The following is an 18,065-nucleotide window of genomic DNA, read 5'->3' as shown; positions in this document are numbered from 1 at the left end:
GCGTGGATTGAAATACCATGTCGGCCGCTTCTTCCGGCGATACGACTCATCGCACCTCACGTAGGTGCGTGGATTGAAATCCTTTGGGCGATGCTGACGATCACATAGCGGTCACATCGCACCTCACGTAGGTGCGTGGATTGAAATTCGACTTCTTCTGCCGTGCCCTTGATCGCCACTTATCGCACCTCACGTAGGTGCGTGGATTGAAATCAGATGTTCGACGATCTTGCGAGCGTCGGCGAGATCGCACCTCACGTAGGTGCGTGGATTGAAATAAGGTCTGCCCGACCTGTTGGAGTGCCGCCTCGAATCGCACCTCACATAGGTGCGTGGATTGAAATTGCGGTCGCTTGTCCTGTCGTTGCTCCAGTGCCCATCGCACCTCACGTAGGTGCGTGGATTGAAATATCCCCCGGTTGACAGAAAACAACGGCGCGACCATCGCACCTCACGTAGGTGCGTGGATTGAAATCGATGACTTCGATTGTGTCTAAGTCCCAATAGTTATCGCACCTCACGTAGGTGTGTGGATTGAAATAAGTCCTCGATTGACGATTGATGCGAGCATATTGTATCGCATCTCACGTAGGTGCGTGGATTGAAATTCGGCCGCGTCGATGAACTCGCCCGACGTGAGCAATCGCACCTCACGTAGGTGCGTGGATTGAAATATCAGCTAAACCCCTTTCGGATGGAGTCGTCGAGATCGCACCTCACGTAGGTGCGTGGATTGAAATATGAACGAAGTTACAGAAAATTAGTGTTTGACTTTATCGCACCTCACGTAGGTGCGTGGATTGAAATGTGTAAAGATCGCCGCCGACATCGGCGAGCATAATCGCACCTCACGTAGGTGCGTGGATTGAAATAACGCTCGTCCTTATTCTATGGAGGTGTCAACGTATCACACTCTACGTGAGTGCGTGGATTGAACAGTCATGATCGGTATCATAAGCATTGAAGTTCTTAAATCGGGTAAAAAAAGTGGACGAATCTTTTCGCAGATTCGTCCACTTGCCTATAAGCTAATTCGTATTTGTTTAATTTGCTTTTTTCAATTCTTTTTTAATATCTTTTTCAATAAAATCAATGTTTCGAACATCGACCCGTTTTACAAAGAATGCGAGGACGAGCGCCAAGATGTTCATACCGAGTGCGACATAGAACGAGACTTGAATCCCTGAGAGGAGTGCTTGTTGCGTCAACGCACCCATCGCACTCTCCGTGAGCGTCGCTGGGTCCACACCGCTCATGAGTGATTCGGCTTCTGTCCGTGTCACCGAGTTCATGATGGTGACGAGCACAGCTGTCCCGATCGCACCAGATACTTGTTGCGCCGTGTTGTTGATGGCCGTTCCGTGCGGGTTGAGATGCGTTGGTAACTGGTTGAGACCATTAGTCATGAGAGGCATCATGACCATCGACATCCCGAACATGCGAAGCGTATACGTCGCGACGATGTACGTGTACGTCGAGTCCAGCTGAACGTTCGCGAGCATATATGTCGAGATGGCTGTGATTGTGAGACCGACAAGCGATAATAACTTCGGTCCGAACTTGTCGAACAGTTTCCCGGTGATTGGCGACATGATTCCCATGATGATGGCACCCGGGAGAAGCATGAGCCCCGAGTCGAGCGGCGAGATGCCACGGACGCTTTGGACGTACGCCGGTGTCAAAATCATACCGGAGAACATGGCGACGGCGTTGACGATGGCGATAATCGATGCGAGTGCGAACATCGGGTATTTATATGCCCGTAGGTCGAGGAGCGGTTTCTCCATATTGAGCTGACGGATGACGAACGCGATCAGCGCGACGAACCCGACAACGATGGTCGTCAAGACAATCGGATTGCTCCAGCCGTCCGAGCTAGCCGAACTGACCCCATACAAGACGCCGCCAAACCCGAGCGTCGACAAGACGAGCGACAAGTAGTCGAGCGATTGTTCTTTGTTTTGCACCATGACGTTTTCGGCTTTCCAAATCGCGAGGCCGAGACCGATAATGGCGAGTGGGAGAATCATCTCGAACAAGACGCGCCAGTCATAATACTCGACGATGTAACCCGACAATGTCGGTCCGATTGCCGGCGCCGAAATCATGACGAGACCGAAAATTCCCATTGCTGTCCCGCGCTTCTCACGCGGGAAACTGACGAGCATGACGTTCATCAAGAGCGGTCCCATCGTCGAGGCACCGACCGCTTGAATCATCCGCCCTGAGAGCAACCAGCCGAATGTTGGAGAGAAGGCGGCAATCGCCGTCCCGAGGGCGAAAATTGCCATCGAGGTGATGAAGAGCGCTCGGTTCGAGAAGCGCGTGATTAAGTAGGCCGATGCCGGAACGAGAACGCCCGTCACGAGCATAAAGCCGGTCGCGAGCCACTGGACGGTCGAGTAGTCGGCAATCTCCAAGTCGACCATGATCGAGGGCAGCGCGACGTTCAATAACGAGTTGTTCAAGAAGGCGATGAACGCTCCGACGAACAAGACCGCGAGCATGAGATACGGCGGTTTTTTTTGGAATTTTGGTTTCATACGACTTGCTCCTTTATGTTGTGAATAGTTATATACTAGTAAGTGTCGATGTGATGATTTTATACCCACTGTATAAATAAATCAACCATTTTGTACTATGAGTTCAAAATGATATACTCAGCATATAAAACAAGCAGAACGGAGCATTCGCATATGAAAGATAAGAAACGAAAAGTCGCCGATGTCGCCATGACCTTGTTCATCGAAAACGGGGTCCAACAGACGTCGGTGCAAGAGATCATTGAACGAGCCCACATCTCGAAAGGGACGTTTTACAATTATTTCGCCTCGAAGACGGACTGTGTCGCCAACATCCTCGAGAACTTGCGCTATGACGCCGGACAGCGGCGGATTGAGATGCAACTGGGACGCGACAAACGGGACAAAGACGTCTTTATCGAGCAGATTTCGATTCTCATTCAATTGAACGAGGAACGGAATTTGTATGCGTTATTCGAGTCGATCATGTCGGCGAACGAGCCCGAGTTGAAAAAGCTCGTCTTGCAGCACCGCGTCTATGAGATTGAGTGGCTCGCCATGCGCTTGACTGAGATCATCGGGGAAGAGATCCGCCCATATTCGATTGAATTGACGATTCTATTTAATGGAATGTTGCAACATATTCTGTTCACTTTACGCATCACGAACACCGCCTATTCGATTCAACAGCTCGTTCGCAATTTGTATGGCTACGTCGAGTTGATGGCGGCTCGGATGGTCGAAACGGGAGATCACATCTTGAACCCGGTCACCGTCGATCAGATGCGAGGGACGACCGATAAAAACCTTGTGACGATGGACGAGTTGATCGAGATGGCTGAACGGATTCGCGCGCACGTGAAGATGACCGAAGAGCAGGCCGATCTGTTCGAGGCGATCACGTACGAGCTGCATCAGGAACGACTTCGAAAGATTGTCCTCGAACAATTATTGAAGCCGTTTCAAAGGTTGTTTAAAGGCGCGACGGGCGAGACGGAAGTCCAAAAATTCACGAATCTCGTCTGGTTGTATACCCGGACACACTAAAGACAAAAAGTTTCCAGATGCAGTAATATAGAAGAAAGACGTCATTAAAATTTATCGCAAAATATTCCACGAAAAAGAATTGATTCCTACAAATTCATGCGCTACAATCAAAGTACCGAAAGCGCTTTCGGGAAGAGGAGACTAACATGGGTACGATCTATGATTTAGCAAAGAAAACCGGCTTCTCCATCACGACCGTCTCTAAAGCGTTGAACAACTACAAGGACGTGAGCGAGAAGACGAGAGCCAAGATTTTGAAAGCCGCGGCCGAGATGGACTATCTGCCGAACGCGCACGCACAGTCGTTATCGACAAAAAAATCGTGGGCGATCGGGGTCATGTTTTCGGAAGCGAACGAAGTCGGAATGAAACATCCGTTCTTCAACGGCATCATTGAAAGTTTCCGTCACGCCACGGAGGAGCAAGGCTACGATTTAATTTTCGCCTCGCGCAACCTTCGCAACCGTGACATGAGTTATCTCGAACACTTCAAACACCGGGCCGTCGACGGCATCGTCGTCATCTGTTCGGACCGGATGGATGAGCAAGTTCAAGAGCTCATGCAAAGTGACATCCCTATCGTCGTCGTCGACATGGACAGCGCCAACTGTAGCGTCGTCTATTCCGACAACACCGAAGGGGCCCGCCTTGCCGTGAACTACTTGCACGACCTCGGACACCGCCACATCGCACATATCGCTGGTGATCAGACGATTGATGCGGGTGCGGCTCGCGTCAAAGGGTATGAGCTTGCCATGGAGGCGCTCGACCTGCCAATCGAGCCAGGTTACTTGGTCAACGCCGGCTTCTTCTCTGTCGAAGAAGGGAAGCAGGCGATGGAAAAGCTGCTCGACCTCGAGTCACGTCCGACCGCGGTATTCGTCGCGGGCGACCAAATGGCGATTGGCGCCATCGAAGCGATCCATGAACGAGGACTTCGCGTGCCAGAAGACATTTCGGTCATCGGTTACGACGACATCGAGATGATCAAGTACATCACGCCAAAGTTGACGACGATCCGTCAAGACACGGACGAGATCGGCGAAGCGGCGGCTGAGTTGTTGATTGAGCAAATGACCGCCAAGGAAAGACGGGCGGAACGTCGCGTCATTCCGGTCAAACTGATTGAACGGGCGTCATGCGCGCCGGTGAACAACTAAAGTAGTTCCGATTGATCTTTCGAAGTCGCTCTGTTCCCTTCAGCGGAATGGAGAGAAGAGAGCGATTTCGAAACATCATTCCGCCAAAATCGAAACCGCTTTCGATTATTTATTTCGACAAAATCGAAAGCGCTTTCGACAATTATTTACCTCTTCTTGCAAACGCTTTCTAAAAACCTTAAAAAAAGGATGGGTTCACACATGCGTAAAAAATTAGTCAGCTTACTTTCAATCGGAGCTCTATCAGTCGGCGTCTTGGGCGCATGCTCAAACGACGAAGGAACTTCAGGTTCTGGGTCAGGTTCTAAAGACGACGTCCTCAAAGTTTGGTCGTTCACAGATGAATTGAAAGAGCCAATCAAAACGTACGAAGAACGCAACGGCGTGAAAGTCGAGTTGACGATCGTCCCGATCGCCGACTATCCGACAAAACTTAAGCCAGCACTCGAGAGCGGCGTCGGAGCACCTGACGTGTTCACAGGCGAAATCGCCTTCCTCAAACAATGGGTAGATGCAGGCTATTGGGAAAACCTTTCGGATGAGCCATACAACGTCAACGAAATCGCGGACGACTACATCCCATACGTATTCGATCTCGGGAAAGACTCAGAAGGCAACGTGCGCGCCCTTTCGTGGCAAACGACACCAGGTGGCGTCTACTACAAACGTAGCTTAGCGAAAGAAGTGCTCGGCACGGACGATCCGACTGAAATCGGCAACATGATGAGCTCGATGGACGGCGTCTTCGAAGTTGCTGAGAAGATGAAAGAAAAAGGCTACAAAATGTTCCCAGACGAAGGCGCGATCCGTTGGTTCTCACAAGGCGCGAACCCAGAAGCATGGGTAAACGAAAACAACGAGCTCGTGTTGACAGAAGACAAAATCAACTACATGGACTACGCGAAAGAGCTTCGTGACAAGCAATACACGGCACTTGCTCCTGAATGGTCACCATCTTGGTTCGAAGGTATGTCGAAACCAATCAAAGTTAAAGAAGGCGGCACAGAGACAGAAACACAAGTCTTCTCATACGTCCTCCCAACTTGGGGCCTTCACAGCGTCTTGAAAGACAGCGCGAAAGACACAGCCGGCGACTGGGCAGTCACGAACGGTCCAAGCCCGTACTTCTGGGGCGGCACATGGCTCGGCGTGTACGAAGGATCGAAAAACAAAGAAGCCGCTTACGACTTCGTCAAACTCATGACACAAGACGAAGAGTTCTTGACGGACTGGGCTGAAGAGACAGGCGACGTTCTTGCCTTCAAACCAGTAACAGACAAAATCAAAGACGACTTCAGCGACGAGTTCCTCGGCGGACAGAACAACTACGAGTTCTTCCTCGGACAAGCGGATGAAATCACACCAGGAATCGTCACGAAATACGACCAACAGCTCGACACGCTTTACGGTGCGTCAGTCCTCCAATACGTGGAAGGCAAGAAGACGAAAGACGAAGCGATTGCAGAATTCAAAAAACAAGCGAAAAACGCTTACCCAGACATCCAAGTTGACTGAGGCCAGCTAATCCTTGGGGGGAAGACCCTCCCCCCTGAGGGTTGCTATGGAAGGAGTAACACGACGTGAAAAAACTAGACCGCTATGGCTATGCCTTTATTGCCCCGTTTTGGGTCGTCTTTTTGACATTCAGTATTTATCCGGTCTTCTTGACCCTGTATTACAGCTTTACGAACTATACCGGCAGCCCAGGAGAAGAAATCGTCGGCTTCGCGAACTATGCGCGACTGTTGACGGATACGTTCTTCATCGAGGCGTTCGTCAATACGATCAAGATTTGGGGAGTAAACTTCGCCTTACAGATTGGTCTTGCCTTGCTTCTTGCACTCTTGTTCTCCGATCTTCGGTTGAAATTGAAGGGCCTCGCGTTCTTCCGTTCATTCTTCTACCTGCCAAACTTGATCACGATCAGTTCGGTCGCGCTCTTGTTCGGAATTTTGCTTGACTGGCAGCACGGTTCACTCAACATGATGCTCTTGAAACTCGGGATCATCTCAGACCCAATCAACTGGCTATCGCAACCGGTGACGGCACAACTGTCCGTCTCACTCATTTTGACATGGATGTGGTTCGGTCACTCGTTCATCATCGTCATGGCCGGCGTATCGGGTATCTCAAAAGACTTCTTCGAAGCCGCCCATATCGATGGCGCGAACCGTTGGCAAATGTTTACGTTCGTCACATTACCGCTACTCAAACCGATTCTCTTGTACATCATGATCACGTCGCTCATCGGCGGACTTCAATTGTTCGACCTGCCGCTTCTCTTGACGGACGGGATCGGTGCACCAGACGGATCGCTTAACACGATGGTTCTTTACCTGTACAACCAGGCGTTCAAGTATAACAACTATGGCTATGCGGCAGCGGTCGCTTACGGCTTGTTCTTGATCACGCTCGTCTTCTCGGCGGTCGTCTTCAAAGGCATGTTCCGTAAAGAGCGCGCTGCGCAGAAGGGAGCATAAGCAATGGAACAGAATGCAGAATCACGGCGTATGCTCGCCGACAGCGAAGTACAGCCGCCGCGCGAAGAGAAACCGCTTCGTGTGGAGCCACCGAAACAAAAACAGAAGAAGAAACTCTTCAGCCGTGGTGTTATTTACACGGGCTTGATCATCTTGACGATCATCTGTTTCATCCCGTTCCTCATGATGCTCGTCAACGCGACTCGGACGAACGGAGAGATCATGTCAGGCTTCTCACTCCTTCCAGGTACGGCGCTCATCGACAACTACGCGATCTTGAGCGACTACATCAATATCTGGACAGGCTTTAAAAACAGTTTGATCATCGCCGTGCTCGTCACGTTGCTCTCTGGTTACTTCTCGGCGATGACAGCGTTCGGTTTCGCCTTCTATGACTTCAAAGGCAAAAACATTTTGTTCATCTTCATGCTCGTCATGATGATGGTACCGGGACAACTCGGACTCATCGGTTTCTACGAGATCTCTAAGACGCTCGGGATTCTCGACTCGTTCATCCCGCTCATCATCCCGTCGATCGCAAGCCCGTTCGTCGTCTTCTTCATCCGGCAGTATACCCAGGCGACGCTTCACATCAGTATGATCGAAGCGGCTCGGATTGATGGAGCGAGCGAATTGCGCATCTTCCACACAATCGCACTCCCGATGATGATGCCGGCTGTCGCGACGATGTCGATCTTCACGTTCATCGGCTCATGGAACAACTACTTGATGCCGCTCGTGCTCTTGTTCTCACCGGAGAAGTACACGCTTCCGGTTCTCATGGGCTTCTTGAAAGGCTCGCAAGTCGCCGAAAACCTCGGTGCTTTGTATCTCGGTATCGCCATCTCGGTCGTGCCGATCATGATCGCCTTCTTGTTCATGTCGAAGTATATCGTCAGCAGTATCTCGGCTGGCGCGGTCAAAGAATAATAGAGAAAAGAGGAAAACACTATGCAATTTAACAAAGACTTCGTCTTCGGAACTGCCACGTCTTCGTATCAAATCGAAGGCGCGCACAACGAAGACGGTCGGACACCGTCGATTTGGGACATGTTCTGTGACATCGACGGACGTGTCTTCGAGAAGCACAACGGTGACGTCGCTTGCGATCACTACCATCGTTTCGAAGAAGACATTCAACACATCAAAAAGCTCGGTGTCGACACATATCGTTTCTCGATCGCTTGGCCGCGCATCTTCCCGGCAAAGGGTGAGTTCAACCCGGCTGGGATGGCGTTCTACAAGACGCTCGCAACGCGTCTCCGTGAAGAAGGCATCAAACCGGCTGTCACGCTCTATCATTGGGACCTCCCGATGTGGGCACACGAAGAAGGCGGCTGGGTGAACCGTGACTCGGTTGATTGGTTCCTCGACTACGCGAAAGTGTGTTTCGATGAGCTCGACGGCATCGTCGACTCATGGATCACACACAACGAGCCATGGTGCGCCGGATTCCTCGGCTACCACCTCGGCGTTCACGCCCCGGGACACCGGGACATGAATGAAGCGGTCCGTGCCGTGCACCACATGCTTCTGTCGCACGGGAAAGCGGTCGAACTGTTGAAACAGGAGTTGAAGTCGACGACGCCGATCGGCATCACGCTCAACTTGTCGCCAGTTTACGCGAAGACGGACTCGGTGAACGACCGTCTCGCGCAAAACAACTCGGACGGCTATTCGAATCGTTGGTTCCTCGATCCAGTGTTCAAAGGCCAGTATCCGGTCGACATGATGAACTTGTTTGCGAAGTACGTGCACACGTACGACTTCATCAAACCAGGTGACATGGAGACGATCTCGACGGAGTGTGACTTCTTCGGTATCAACTTCTACAGCCGCGGACTCGTCGAGTTCAGCGCGGCGAACGACTTCATGACAGTGGCGGCGTACTCCGATTACGAGAAGACGGGCATGGGCTGGGATATCGCCCCGAACGAATTCAAAGACCTGATCCGTCGCTTACGTAACGAGTACACCGACCTTCCAATCATCATCACAGAAAACGGCGCAGCGTATGACGACGTGCTCGAGAACGGCGAAGTCCATGACGATAAACGCATCGACTACGTCAAAAAGCACCTCACAGCCGTATCTGACTTGAACGACGAAGGCATGAACATCGCCGGATACTATCTCTGGTCGCTCATGGACAACTTCGAATGGAGCTTCGGTTACGAGAAGCGTTTCGGCATTCTCTACATCGACTTCGAGACGCAAGAGCGCGTCTGGAAAGACAGCGCGAAATGGTACGCAGGCGTCATCGCCGACCATAAAGCCAAACACGCAGACAGCGTCGAAGCATAAGATCAGCCCATCCCTGCCGCTACGGGGATGGGTTTTTGTGTGGAACTTATTCGCAGGGGGAACGTATGGAGTAGGGAGGGGAAGAGGCGATGGATCATCGGACGAATGAGGAACGCGAACAGGACAAGACGACCTCGCTCTTAATGATGTTTTTGTTGTGCTGGTTCTTATACGGGCTACTTTACGGCATTTTTTATGCCAACGTCTCCGCGTTCCTGTTCGTGTTGTTCTCCTCTGTTCTAGGAGTGAAGGGATTACGGAGACGTCATCAGCGGATTGAACGGGAAGTTCGTCGTCTCGATGTGGAAATCGATTCAGAAGAAGGAGAGATGTTAATGAAACGTGAGTATGCGACATACGAAGTGACAGGCTATGACGATAAAGGAAAGATCAAGTTCATCCATTTAAAAGAAGGCGAGTTCGTCTTGCCGGTCGAGATCAAAGGGGACGACTTGACGAAAATCAGGAAGATGATGCAACTTAACCCAGGGGTGACGGTCATCGTCCATGCCGCCGTCGACCAAAAACGGATGCGTCTGTTAGAGATTGACGGGTATTCGCTTCGGAAGGACGGCTGACAATGGCCCTTACAAAACTGGCGTCGCTTGACGGAGTGACTGACATTTCGATCGAGAGCTATGCGTACGCGTATAAAGACGCCGACAACATCCATGACGCGGCGTGGCATCGGAACTGGGTCGGCTTCCACGCACCGGAGCACCGCATCACATTCGATGACATCATGCTCGACAGTCTGCTCGTCGCGCACTACATACCGGTGTTCGAGTCGTTCGTGGCCGGTAACACGCGAGAAGTCGAGTTCGAGCCGACAGAGCCATACGTCTGTTTGACGTTGACGCGACGAGACGGGGGTGGGGATGAAGTGAACGTACGGGGTCATCTCGAACACCCGCTCGGTGATGAGACCGAAGCGCTCGACTTTGAATTCGAGACGTCGGTCTTACGAGTGGAACAGTTCTTACAGGGGTTACGGGAAATCGCAAGTGAGTTCCCTGTTCGAGAGGTTGAATGAAAAAACGCCATGACGGCTTTCGTCATGGCGTTATGTGTTTACCTTGGCGATATGTGCCCGATACTTTCCTAACGAGTAGGCGGCACATAGCAGGAAAATCGTATGTAACCCGATGCCGATTAACATCGCATTCGGAAACATGGATTTGAAACCAAGCCCGAACGTGAGGGCCGCGCTCGATAAAATCATAAAGGCGGGTGTGTAGTTTTTCATATTGTCCCAACTCTCTTACTCATTTTCCTAAATATAACAGCCCTTCTCTGCGATGAGAAGGGCTGTCGTTATTTGCTTAGGCTTATGCTGACGCTTTATCTGCGTCTTCTTGTGCTTTTACTTCTTCACCGTACGACACGCGGTCCTGCATGCGAACGAACGGGAGGTAGACAGCGACGGCCATAGCGATCGTTGCAATCTGCAAGAGCGCTGCACGCCATCCGCCGATCAAGAAGCCAGAGATGATCGGTGGTGTCGTCCATGGCACTTGAAGTGCGTTGAACGGTTCGACCCAGCCCCAAAGGATTGAGAAGTACACCATGAACGAAGCGATCGCTGGTACGATCACGAATGGGATGAACATGATCGGGTTGAACACGATTGGCATCCCGAAGATGACCGGCTCGTTAATGTTGAAGATACTTGGTGCGAGCGAGAGTTTACCGAGCTGCTTCAAGTGAGCTGAACGGGCAACCATGAGCGTCGCGATGATGAAACCGATTGTGATACCTGATCCGCCGAGCTTCGTGAAGACGTCGAGGAACTGGATTGTAACGATTTTTGCGTTCTCACCGACGACGAGTGCCTCACCCGAGTCGATGATCGCTTGGTTTTGAAGCGCGTTCGCTGTAAGGAGTGGACCCATGATACCCATGATAATCGCTGCTCCGTGAATCCCACACCACCACATGACAGACATGAGCACCATGATGATGACCGCTCCTGCGAGCGTGTCCGTCAAGTTTTGAAGCGGTGATTGAAGCACGTCATAGACGACTTCTGTGAACGTACGATCTGCAACCGCTTGGAAAACTGCGAACGTCGCGACCGCGAGTGAGACGATGGCGAGACCTGGGATCAACGCCGAGAATGAGTTCGAGACACCTGGTGGTACACCGTCAGGCATTTTGATGCGGATACCGCGTTTGATGAACTGTGAGTAGATGAATCCGACAACGAGACCGACGACGATGGCAGCGAGGACACCTTGTCCACCTGTCCATACTTTCGGGATAACCCCGCCGATTGTTTCTCCGCCTTCAGAGAGGACAGATGCTTGCGTGATGATCAAGAACGAGATAATCCCAAGGATACCGGCTGGCACACCTTCGATTTTTTCGTTTTTGACGTACGAGTAAGCGATTCCAAAAACACCGATTAAAGCAAGAATGTCAAACGTGGCGCCGACGACTTGCGTGAGCGGGAGTGTCCAGTCTGCTCCGAACAGACCTGACATGAACTCGGCCCAACCTGGAATCGGGAGCGCGAGGATGAGCAAGAACAATGACCCGATGATCGTCATCGGCATCGTCAGGATGAACCCGTCCTTAATAGCAAGGACGGGCTTTGCGTTCGCGAAACGAACGAACCCTGGCGTGAATTTTTCAAATACGGTTTCTAAGCGGCTCATGGGGAACCTCCTTATAGGTTTTCAGCGCGTGTCGCGATAATGTCTTTGTACCAGTAGAACGATTTCTTCTTCTTCCGTTCGAGGCCGTTGGCGTGGTCGACGTAGATGAAGCCATATTGTTTCTTGTAACCGTTGAGCCAGCTGAGAAGGTCAATTGCCGACCAAGCGTAGTAGCCTGCGACGTTGATGCCTTGTTCAACCGCGTGCTTCACGGCACGGATGTGGCCTTCGATATATTCGATGCGTGGGTCGTCGAGGATTTCGCCGTCAACGATCGGGTCGACGTCACCGAGACCGTTCTCTGTGATGTAGATTTTCACGTCACCGTAACGATCCTTGAGCATATGCATGCCGTCGAGGAACGCTTCAGGTGAGATTTCCCAAGCCCATTTCGTGTAGACTTTGTCGTCCATCATGACCGTCTTGTAGACGCCGTCGAATGACGGGTTACCTGGGCGGCCAGTCGAGTTCTCGCGGCCACCGGCCATGACGAGCGCCGAGTCGTTTTTCATGACGCGTTGCGGGCTGTAGTAGTTAAGGCCGATGAAGTCGTTCATTGAAGCCGTGCGCTTCAAGAGGTCGAGTTCTTCGTCTGTCATCTCCGGGAGAAGACCTTGCTCGTCAAGTCCTTTGACGACGTATTCCGGATACGTTCCTTTAAGTACTGGATCGTAGAACCAGTGTGTCGAGTAGGCGTTCGCGTGCATTTCAGCGAATTTGTTCTCTTCGGCGTCATCGATGCTGAAGGCCGGGTTGAACACGTGCGTGATCCCGATTTCGCCTTCGTAGCCACCTTGCTTGAACAATTCGACTGAACGAGCGTGTGCGACGTTGACGTGGTGCGTCGTTTGGAAATAACCTTTGACGTCTCCTTCGATGCCCGGTGGGTGTGCCCCAGTCAAGTAGCCGAGCGAGCAGAAGATAACCGCTTCATTGAACGTGATCCAGTGACGGACACGGTCGCCGAACGATTGGAAACAAGTATCGGCGAAACGGACGAATGCGTCAACCGTCTCTTTGTTCTTCCAGCCGCCTTTTTCTTCGAGCGCTTGTGGGAGGTCCCAGTGGTAGAGTGTGACGAACGGGACGATGTTGTGCTTCAAGCACTCGTCGATCAAGTTGTTGTAAAACTCGAGCCCTTTTTCGTTCACTTCGCCCGTGCCGTTCGGGAAGACACGCGGCCACGAGATCGAGAAGCGATATGATTCAAGTCCCATCTCTGCCATGAGCGCGATATCTTCTTTGTAACGGTGGTAATGGTCGACGGCGACGTCGCCGTTCGTATCTTCAAACGTTTTTCCAGGAATTTTCGAGAAGACGTCCCAGTTCGAGAGTCCTTTCCCGTCCTCGTTCCATGCGCCTTCGACTTGGTAAGAAGCCGATGCTGCGCCGAACAAGAAATCTTTAGGCATTTTCAAAGTGGTCACCTCAGTTGAATTATTTGTTTGCAAGTTTCATTGCGTGGTCGAATACTTTTGCTCCGTTCATCATGCCGTAGTCGATCGTGTTGATGACGTCGATTGGCACGCCTTTGGGCTCACAGATTTGTTTGCCTTTCGAGAGCAAGTACTTCACTTGTGGTCCGAGAAGGGCGACGTCGAGGTTGTCGACATACGTTTCCATCTCTGATTCTGGGTAAGCTGCGATTTCAGCCTCGATCCCGCGTTCAGCTGCGACCGCTTTCATTTTTTCCACTAACATACTTGTTGACATACCTGCTGCGCAGAAGAGTCCGATTTTCATCATTTTTGATCCATTCCTTTCAATTGGTTGATTTCGTTTTGCATGTTCATCATATAGCCGAGCATCTCTTTGACGAGGATCGTGTTCATTAAGTGGTCTTGCGCGTGCACCATGAGGACGCCGACCGTAGCCGTTTTCCCTTGTGCTTCGAGCGTGACGAATTTCGTTTGGATGGCGTGTGCTTCTTTCAATGTCGCATCACCGGCTTTCACCGCTTCAGCAGCTTCTTCTGCTTTGCCTTCTTGCATGAGGAGCATCGCGTGATGGTAGCTCGCTTTGGCGTCACCCGAGAGGGCGATTAAACCGAAGATGTCTTCGGGAGTAATTTCGATTGTTTCAGAAACCATAATATCTCTCCTTTTTGTATGGATAACCTGAATTCATAGGTACAAATTCTACAAGTTGATAGTAGCACGATACCGCTTACATGTAAACCCTTACTTTTTGTACAAGATGTGAACAAAAAAACGCACGCGAGAACAGGCTCTCGAGTGCGTTTAGGATTTGATGTTCGAGACTTTCAGCATCTTCACATGGCGGAAATGATGTGTCGAGCGCGATACGTCGAAGATTTGACCGTTCGTTAAATAGACGGTGTTGTCGACGAGGAGGGCCGGGTCATTCTCGTTCAGTCCGAGTAAATCGGCATCTTCTTTATTTAAAAAGTCGGCGTAGATGACACGATCGGCAAAGCCGATGGCGAGCTTTTGGTCGTTGCGGAAGTAGTTGTAAATCGACTTCTCGGTGATGTTGCGGTCGAGGTAGACGACGAGGTCTTTTCGGAAGTAGGAATCTTCGAGCGAGAACGGATGGTCATCGACGAGACGAAGACGTTTCACGTAGTAGACCGGTGTCCCGACGTCACACTTCATCCGTTCAGCGACTTCCTCATTCGCTGTCGTCAGCTCAAAATCGAGGACACGCGTCTCGACTTTCCGTCCACTGAAGTCACTCGTGAGACCTTGCAGTTTCTCAAGGTTCACGTAATCACTCATGTAGTGGTCGCGGACGAAGACACCGCTCCCCTGCACTTGATAGACGTAACCTTTATTGACGAGAATCTCGATCGCCTTCCGGACCGTGTTGCGACTGACGCCATATTTCGTCGCATATTCGTCTTCGGTGAGAAGCTTGCTCGTATGTTGGTAGACGTGATTCATAATATCCGTCTCAATCTGTTCGGCGACTTGTTTATACTTTGGGGCCATGACTGTCTGCACCTTTCACATAAAAATTTGTAGGCATGAATACGCTATCAGTATATCAGATAATAGGTTCAGATGGCGGACAATCCTTCGTCATTTGTTGAAAAACGTCGAACGATTATTGAAGGAATATTTAGTAAATTTGAAACGGGAGCGAATCGATTTTCGTATACTAAGGAAGAAATGGAAGATATGAAAGGGAGAGGGGGAGCAGATGCAACGCGACGTTAGACAAGTCATCAAGATTCGACGGTACGGGGTCCCGGCACTGATTATCTACCTCGCTGCCTTTCTGTATGCATTGTTCGCCCAATGGATGTGGTTGATTCCTTTAATGTGGCTACTCGCCATCTTTCTCATCTTCATGGGGACGAATGAGTATCGCATCATGCGTCACGTCGCAACGAATCCCTTGGCCATCAAGTGGCTCCGCATCCAATATGCGATGACATGGCTAGAGGCGCTCTTATTGGCGGTATCGATGACGGCGCTGGTCCTCGACCATAGCATCGGATTGTTGATTGGTGTCCTCTTCGCTGTCATGCGATTCACGGACTCGTACCGCGACCGTCTCATTACAAAGCAACTACAGGCAGTAGAGCCGGACATGCCGACCTATGAACAACTGATTGAAAGGATGAGCTAAATGGAATTATCCCCGCATTCAAAACGACAAATCGATACACTATTACGCTTTCAGACGTTCACGGGTTGGACGATCGGCATTCTCACTGTGACGGTCATCATCGGGATGTTGACATTCGCCTCTTACCGAGACCTGTCAACAGGCGCAATCATGGCAACGATTTTCGGTTTTTGCTTCCTATTGATTGGCATCGAAGTCGCCAAGTTTAACTTGTGGCTACGGTTCGTTAAGAACAAAAAGGCGCGCAGGTTGTTGTCGTTACGTTATACGGCGATGTTCATCGGTTTTGCCGCCATCGGCTATTTCGGGTACGTCGTCTTTAATCAGACACCGCAACCGCAATCGTTCCAAGCCTTCTTGTTGTCGCAAGCCTTTTTCTGGGGTGCCTCGTTCATCGGCAAGTGGCTCGACCGCATCATCCAAACACATGACGATCGCTATTTGACCGACAAGGATTTGAAGTTGATTCGGGAAGCGCGTGAGTTAGAGGAGGCGCGTCATGGATAAGCGTAGCCAGATGCGTGAACTCATGGCGTTCGACAGCGCGAAAAAGACGTCCGTCGTTCTCTTGTCTTTTGTCGGTGTCGTGATTTTGTTTTTCCTAGTCGAATATGACTGGCTCTCCACGGTGACGGTCTTCTTCATCGGAGCGGTGGCGGGCCTGCCTGACTTTTATAAGTCATGGCGACGCGAGACGATTAAAAAGAAGTATCTGGTATCTCGCGAGGCAAGACGTCTCATCCACTTCTATTCGTTGAGCGGACTATTGATGTACCCACTCATTTTACTGTGGGTCTACGCTGCGCTCACGAAGCTCATGTCACTCCAAACGTTCTTCCTGATTGGGGTGGTCTCGTTTCTCTTGTCGGTTCCGATTGGCAAGTGGTACGAGCGCTATATGGCTAGTCTCGATGACAATTACGTCTCCGAAGCCGAATTGACTGAAGAACGAAAATGGGGGAGCGCCTGAGCGCTTCCCCATTTTATTTAAACGTCCGAACGATGAAATAAACGCAAATGAAGAACGGCAACAAGAACAGTGCGCCGAGCCACTCACCTTGACCGAAGACGAGCCAGGCGAACAGCTGGAACGATAAAATGCCGACCGCGACGAGGCTTGCGAACCGCAGTGCTCTCGGGCGGCTAGACGGTTCGCGCCACCAGTCTTTGAAGAACGGAAAGCTCGTCACAAGCGCCAAGCCGAGGAAGAAGGCGGCGGGGAACACGAGCAAATCCCCGAGTTCGTCATTTCCTTGAACTTGCAACCATTTCGAGAGCGTCGATAAGATAATGCCGATGACGAGAAAACCGATGTTCATAGCCGTTCCTCCACTCCATCTAATAGATACTTCCATCATGCCCGAACGAGCTCGCCGGGACAAGCCTGTTCAAAAAAAGTAGCTTTTTAGTGAAAGTGGTGACTTTTACATGAACGGTAAAAAAGTATCGGAGGAGGGTGTGAGAAAAATGCTATTCGTGCTTATGGAGAACCGCTAGCATGAAAGGGTATCTGGAGAAACGGCTGGATATGATCGAGAAGCGCCAGAACTCTGCGGAGTTGACGAGGACGAAGGTGATCGAGATTTCGGCGGATGCCTTCTAGTCGCCTGTCACGACTAAGAGTGTTCCAGTAAAGCGTTCGGGTGACCGGACGGACAAAGTGGGGCACATTGACAGCACTCAAAAAAAGCCCGTTTCCTTTTTCGAGAAATCGAATATAGAGGAGAATTGTTTATGTGTGGAATTGTAGGAATGATCGGTCAAGTCGGGACGAAAGAGATTTTGTTGAAAGGGCTTGAGAAACTCGAGTACCGCGGCTATGACTCAGCCGGGATCGCGCTCGTCGGAGAAAACGTGAACGTGTTCAAAGAAGTCGGGCGTATCGCCGCACTTCGTGACATCGTCCCGGTCGAAGCGGAAGGTACGGTCGGGATTGGCCACACACGTTGGGCGACACACGGGGTGCCGAGCGTCCCGAATGCCCACCCGCATCAGAGCACGACGGGCCGCTTCACGCTCGTCCACAACGGGGTCATCGAGAACGACGAACAGCTCAAGGCGACGCTCGACGTCCCGTTCAAGTCGGAGACGGACACGGAAGTCATCGTCCAGCTGATCGAGAAGAACTTCGTCGCGCTCGGCGACGTCGAATCGGCGTTCCGCAAGACGCTCGCTGAACTTCACGGCTCGTACGCGATCGCGATGATCGACTCGGAGGACGAAGAGCGCCTCTATATCGGCAAGAACAAGTCGCCGCTCCTCGTCGGACTCGGCGACGGAACGTTCAACGTTGTCGCGTCT

The 18,065-nt window shown here is 51.2% G+C and carries 19 protein-coding genes, 1 pseudogene and 1 CRISPR repeat array; of the genes and pseudogenes, 12 read left to right on the top strand and 8 right to left on the bottom strand.

Annotated elements, in window-relative coordinates; translation table 11 throughout:
- Positions 1 to 48 precede the first annotated feature (48 nt).
- A CRISPR array of direct repeats spans positions 49 to 938; the repeat unit is 32 nt; unit sequence ATCGCACCTCACGTAGGTGCGTGGATTGAAAT.
- 105 nt (positions 939 to 1,043) lie between these two features.
- Entirely contained in the window at positions 1,044 to 2,543 is a 1,500-nt protein-coding gene (locus L971_RS00100; protein WP_047373719.1) for a DHA2 family efflux MFS transporter permease subunit, read from the bottom strand.
- Positions 2,544 to 2,696: 153 nt separating this feature from the next.
- Between L971_RS00100 and L971_RS00095 the strand changes: the two genes are divergently transcribed.
- From L971_RS00095 to L971_RS00060, 8 genes are all read left to right on the top strand, one after another.
- A complete protein-coding gene (locus tag L971_RS00095) occupies positions 2,697 to 3,569 on the top strand; it encodes a TetR/AcrR family transcriptional regulator (protein ID WP_024372007.1) in 873 nt (290 codons plus the stop codon).
- Between the two features lie 146 nt (positions 3,570 to 3,715).
- Entirely contained in the window at positions 3,716 to 4,729 is a 1,014-nt protein-coding gene (locus L971_RS00090; protein ID WP_024372005.1) for a LacI family DNA-binding transcriptional regulator, read from the top strand.
- Between the two features lie 201 nt (positions 4,730 to 4,930).
- The gene (locus L971_RS00085; RefSeq protein WP_047373717.1) at positions 4,931 to 6,244 is read left to right on the top strand and encodes an ABC transporter substrate-binding protein; all 1,314 of its coding nucleotides are present in this window, start codon (positions 4,931 to 4,933) and stop codon (positions 6,242 to 6,244) included.
- A gap of 65 nt (positions 6,245 to 6,309) precedes the next feature.
- Positions 6,310 to 7,209, top strand: a complete 900-nt coding sequence (locus L971_RS00080) for a carbohydrate ABC transporter permease (protein WP_024372003.1) — start codon at positions 6,310 to 6,312, stop codon at positions 7,207 to 7,209.
- 3 nt (positions 7,210 to 7,212) lie between these two features.
- Positions 7,213 to 8,139: a carbohydrate ABC transporter permease gene (locus L971_RS00075; protein ID WP_197053146.1), complete on the top strand. Its 927-nt coding sequence runs from the start codon at positions 7,213 to 7,215 to the stop codon at positions 8,137 to 8,139.
- A 21-nt stretch (positions 8,140 to 8,160) separates the two neighbouring features.
- Positions 8,161 to 9,513 carry a GH1 family beta-glucosidase gene (locus L971_RS00070; RefSeq protein ID WP_047373716.1) on the top strand — a complete coding sequence of 451 codons (1,353 nt, stop codon included), beginning with the start codon at positions 8,161 to 8,163 and terminating at the stop codon, positions 9,511 to 9,513.
- Positions 9,514 to 9,602: 89 nt separating this feature from the next.
- Positions 9,603 to 10,091, top strand: coding sequence for a hypothetical protein (locus tag L971_RS00065; RefSeq protein WP_024372000.1), 489 nt, complete (start codon positions 9,603 to 9,605; stop codon positions 10,089 to 10,091).
- A 2-nt stretch (positions 10,092 to 10,093) separates the two neighbouring features.
- Positions 10,094 to 10,546, top strand: a complete 453-nt coding sequence (locus L971_RS00060) for a hypothetical protein (RefSeq protein WP_047373714.1) — start codon at positions 10,094 to 10,096, stop codon at positions 10,544 to 10,546.
- A 30-nt stretch (positions 10,547 to 10,576) separates the two neighbouring features.
- Here the strand turns inward: L971_RS00060 and L971_RS00055 are convergent, their stop codons facing one another.
- The 6 genes from L971_RS00055 to L971_RS00030 all read right to left on the bottom strand — a co-directional run bounded on the left by L971_RS00055 (position 10,577) and on the right by L971_RS00030 (position 15,121).
- Positions 10,577 to 10,759, bottom strand: coding sequence for a hypothetical protein (locus tag L971_RS00055; protein ID WP_024371998.1), 183 nt, complete (start codon positions 10,757 to 10,759; stop codon positions 10,577 to 10,579).
- Positions 10,760 to 10,841: 82 nt separating this feature from the next.
- Complete coding sequence (locus L971_RS00050) at positions 10,842 to 12,170, bottom strand: PTS sugar transporter subunit IIC (protein WP_024371997.1); 1,329 nt, start codon at positions 12,168 to 12,170, stop codon at positions 10,842 to 10,844.
- Between the two features lie 11 nt (positions 12,171 to 12,181).
- Positions 12,182 to 13,588: a GH1 family beta-glucosidase gene (locus L971_RS00045; RefSeq protein WP_024371996.1), complete on the bottom strand. Its 1,407-nt coding sequence runs from the start codon at positions 13,586 to 13,588 to the stop codon at positions 12,182 to 12,184.
- A 19-nt stretch (positions 13,589 to 13,607) separates the two neighbouring features.
- Complete coding sequence (locus L971_RS00040) at positions 13,608 to 13,916, bottom strand: PTS sugar transporter subunit IIB (RefSeq protein ID WP_024371995.1); 309 nt, start codon at positions 13,914 to 13,916, stop codon at positions 13,608 to 13,610.
- Positions 13,913 to 14,260, bottom strand: coding sequence for a PTS lactose/cellobiose transporter subunit IIA (locus L971_RS00035; RefSeq protein WP_021065301.1), 348 nt, complete (start codon positions 14,258 to 14,260; stop codon positions 13,913 to 13,915). The genes L971_RS00040 and L971_RS00035 overlap by 4 nt, the downstream gene beginning before the upstream one ends.
- A gap of 150 nt (positions 14,261 to 14,410) precedes the next feature.
- The gene (locus L971_RS00030; protein ID WP_024371994.1) at positions 14,411 to 15,121 is read right to left on the bottom strand and encodes a GntR family transcriptional regulator; all 711 of its coding nucleotides are present in this window, start codon (positions 15,119 to 15,121) and stop codon (positions 14,411 to 14,413) included.
- Between the two features lie 211 nt (positions 15,122 to 15,332).
- Here L971_RS00030 and L971_RS00025 point away from each other — a divergent pair, with 211 nt between their 5' ends.
- Genes L971_RS00025 through L971_RS00015 form a run of 3 tightly spaced genes read left to right on the top strand, consistent with a single transcriptional unit; the run spans position 15,333 to position 16,734 of the window.
- Positions 15,333 to 15,764 (top strand): hypothetical protein, encoded by a 432-nt coding sequence (locus tag L971_RS00025; RefSeq protein WP_029333688.1) that lies wholly within the window; start codon positions 15,333 to 15,335, stop codon positions 15,762 to 15,764.
- Positions 15,765 to 16,271 (top strand): hypothetical protein, encoded by a 507-nt coding sequence (locus L971_RS00020; RefSeq protein WP_024371992.1) that lies wholly within the window; start codon positions 15,765 to 15,767, stop codon positions 16,269 to 16,271.
- A complete protein-coding gene (locus L971_RS00015; protein ID WP_024371991.1) occupies positions 16,264 to 16,734 on the top strand; it encodes a hypothetical protein in 471 nt (156 codons plus the stop codon). The genes L971_RS00020 and L971_RS00015 overlap by 8 nt, the downstream gene beginning before the upstream one ends.
- A 13-nt stretch (positions 16,735 to 16,747) precedes the next feature.
- Here L971_RS00015 and L971_RS00010 read toward each other — a convergent pair whose 3' ends face one another.
- Positions 16,748 to 17,083 (bottom strand): hypothetical protein, encoded by a 336-nt coding sequence (locus L971_RS00010; RefSeq protein ID WP_024371990.1) that lies wholly within the window; start codon positions 17,081 to 17,083, stop codon positions 16,748 to 16,750.
- 415 nt (positions 17,084 to 17,498) lie between these two features.
- Here L971_RS00010 and L971_RS00005 point away from each other — a divergent pair.
- Positions 17,499 to 18,065 (top strand): annotated as a pseudogene (locus tag L971_RS00005) (glutamine--fructose-6-phosphate aminotransferase); the annotation flags it as partial.

This window comes from Exiguobacterium sp. ZOR0005 (assembly GCF_000798975.1).
GTDB lineage: Bacteria > Bacillota > Bacilli > Exiguobacteriales > Exiguobacteriaceae > Exiguobacterium > Exiguobacterium aurantiacum.
Note: the sequence above shows the minus strand (reverse complement) of the source record. Positions and strands in the feature narration are given on the sequence as shown.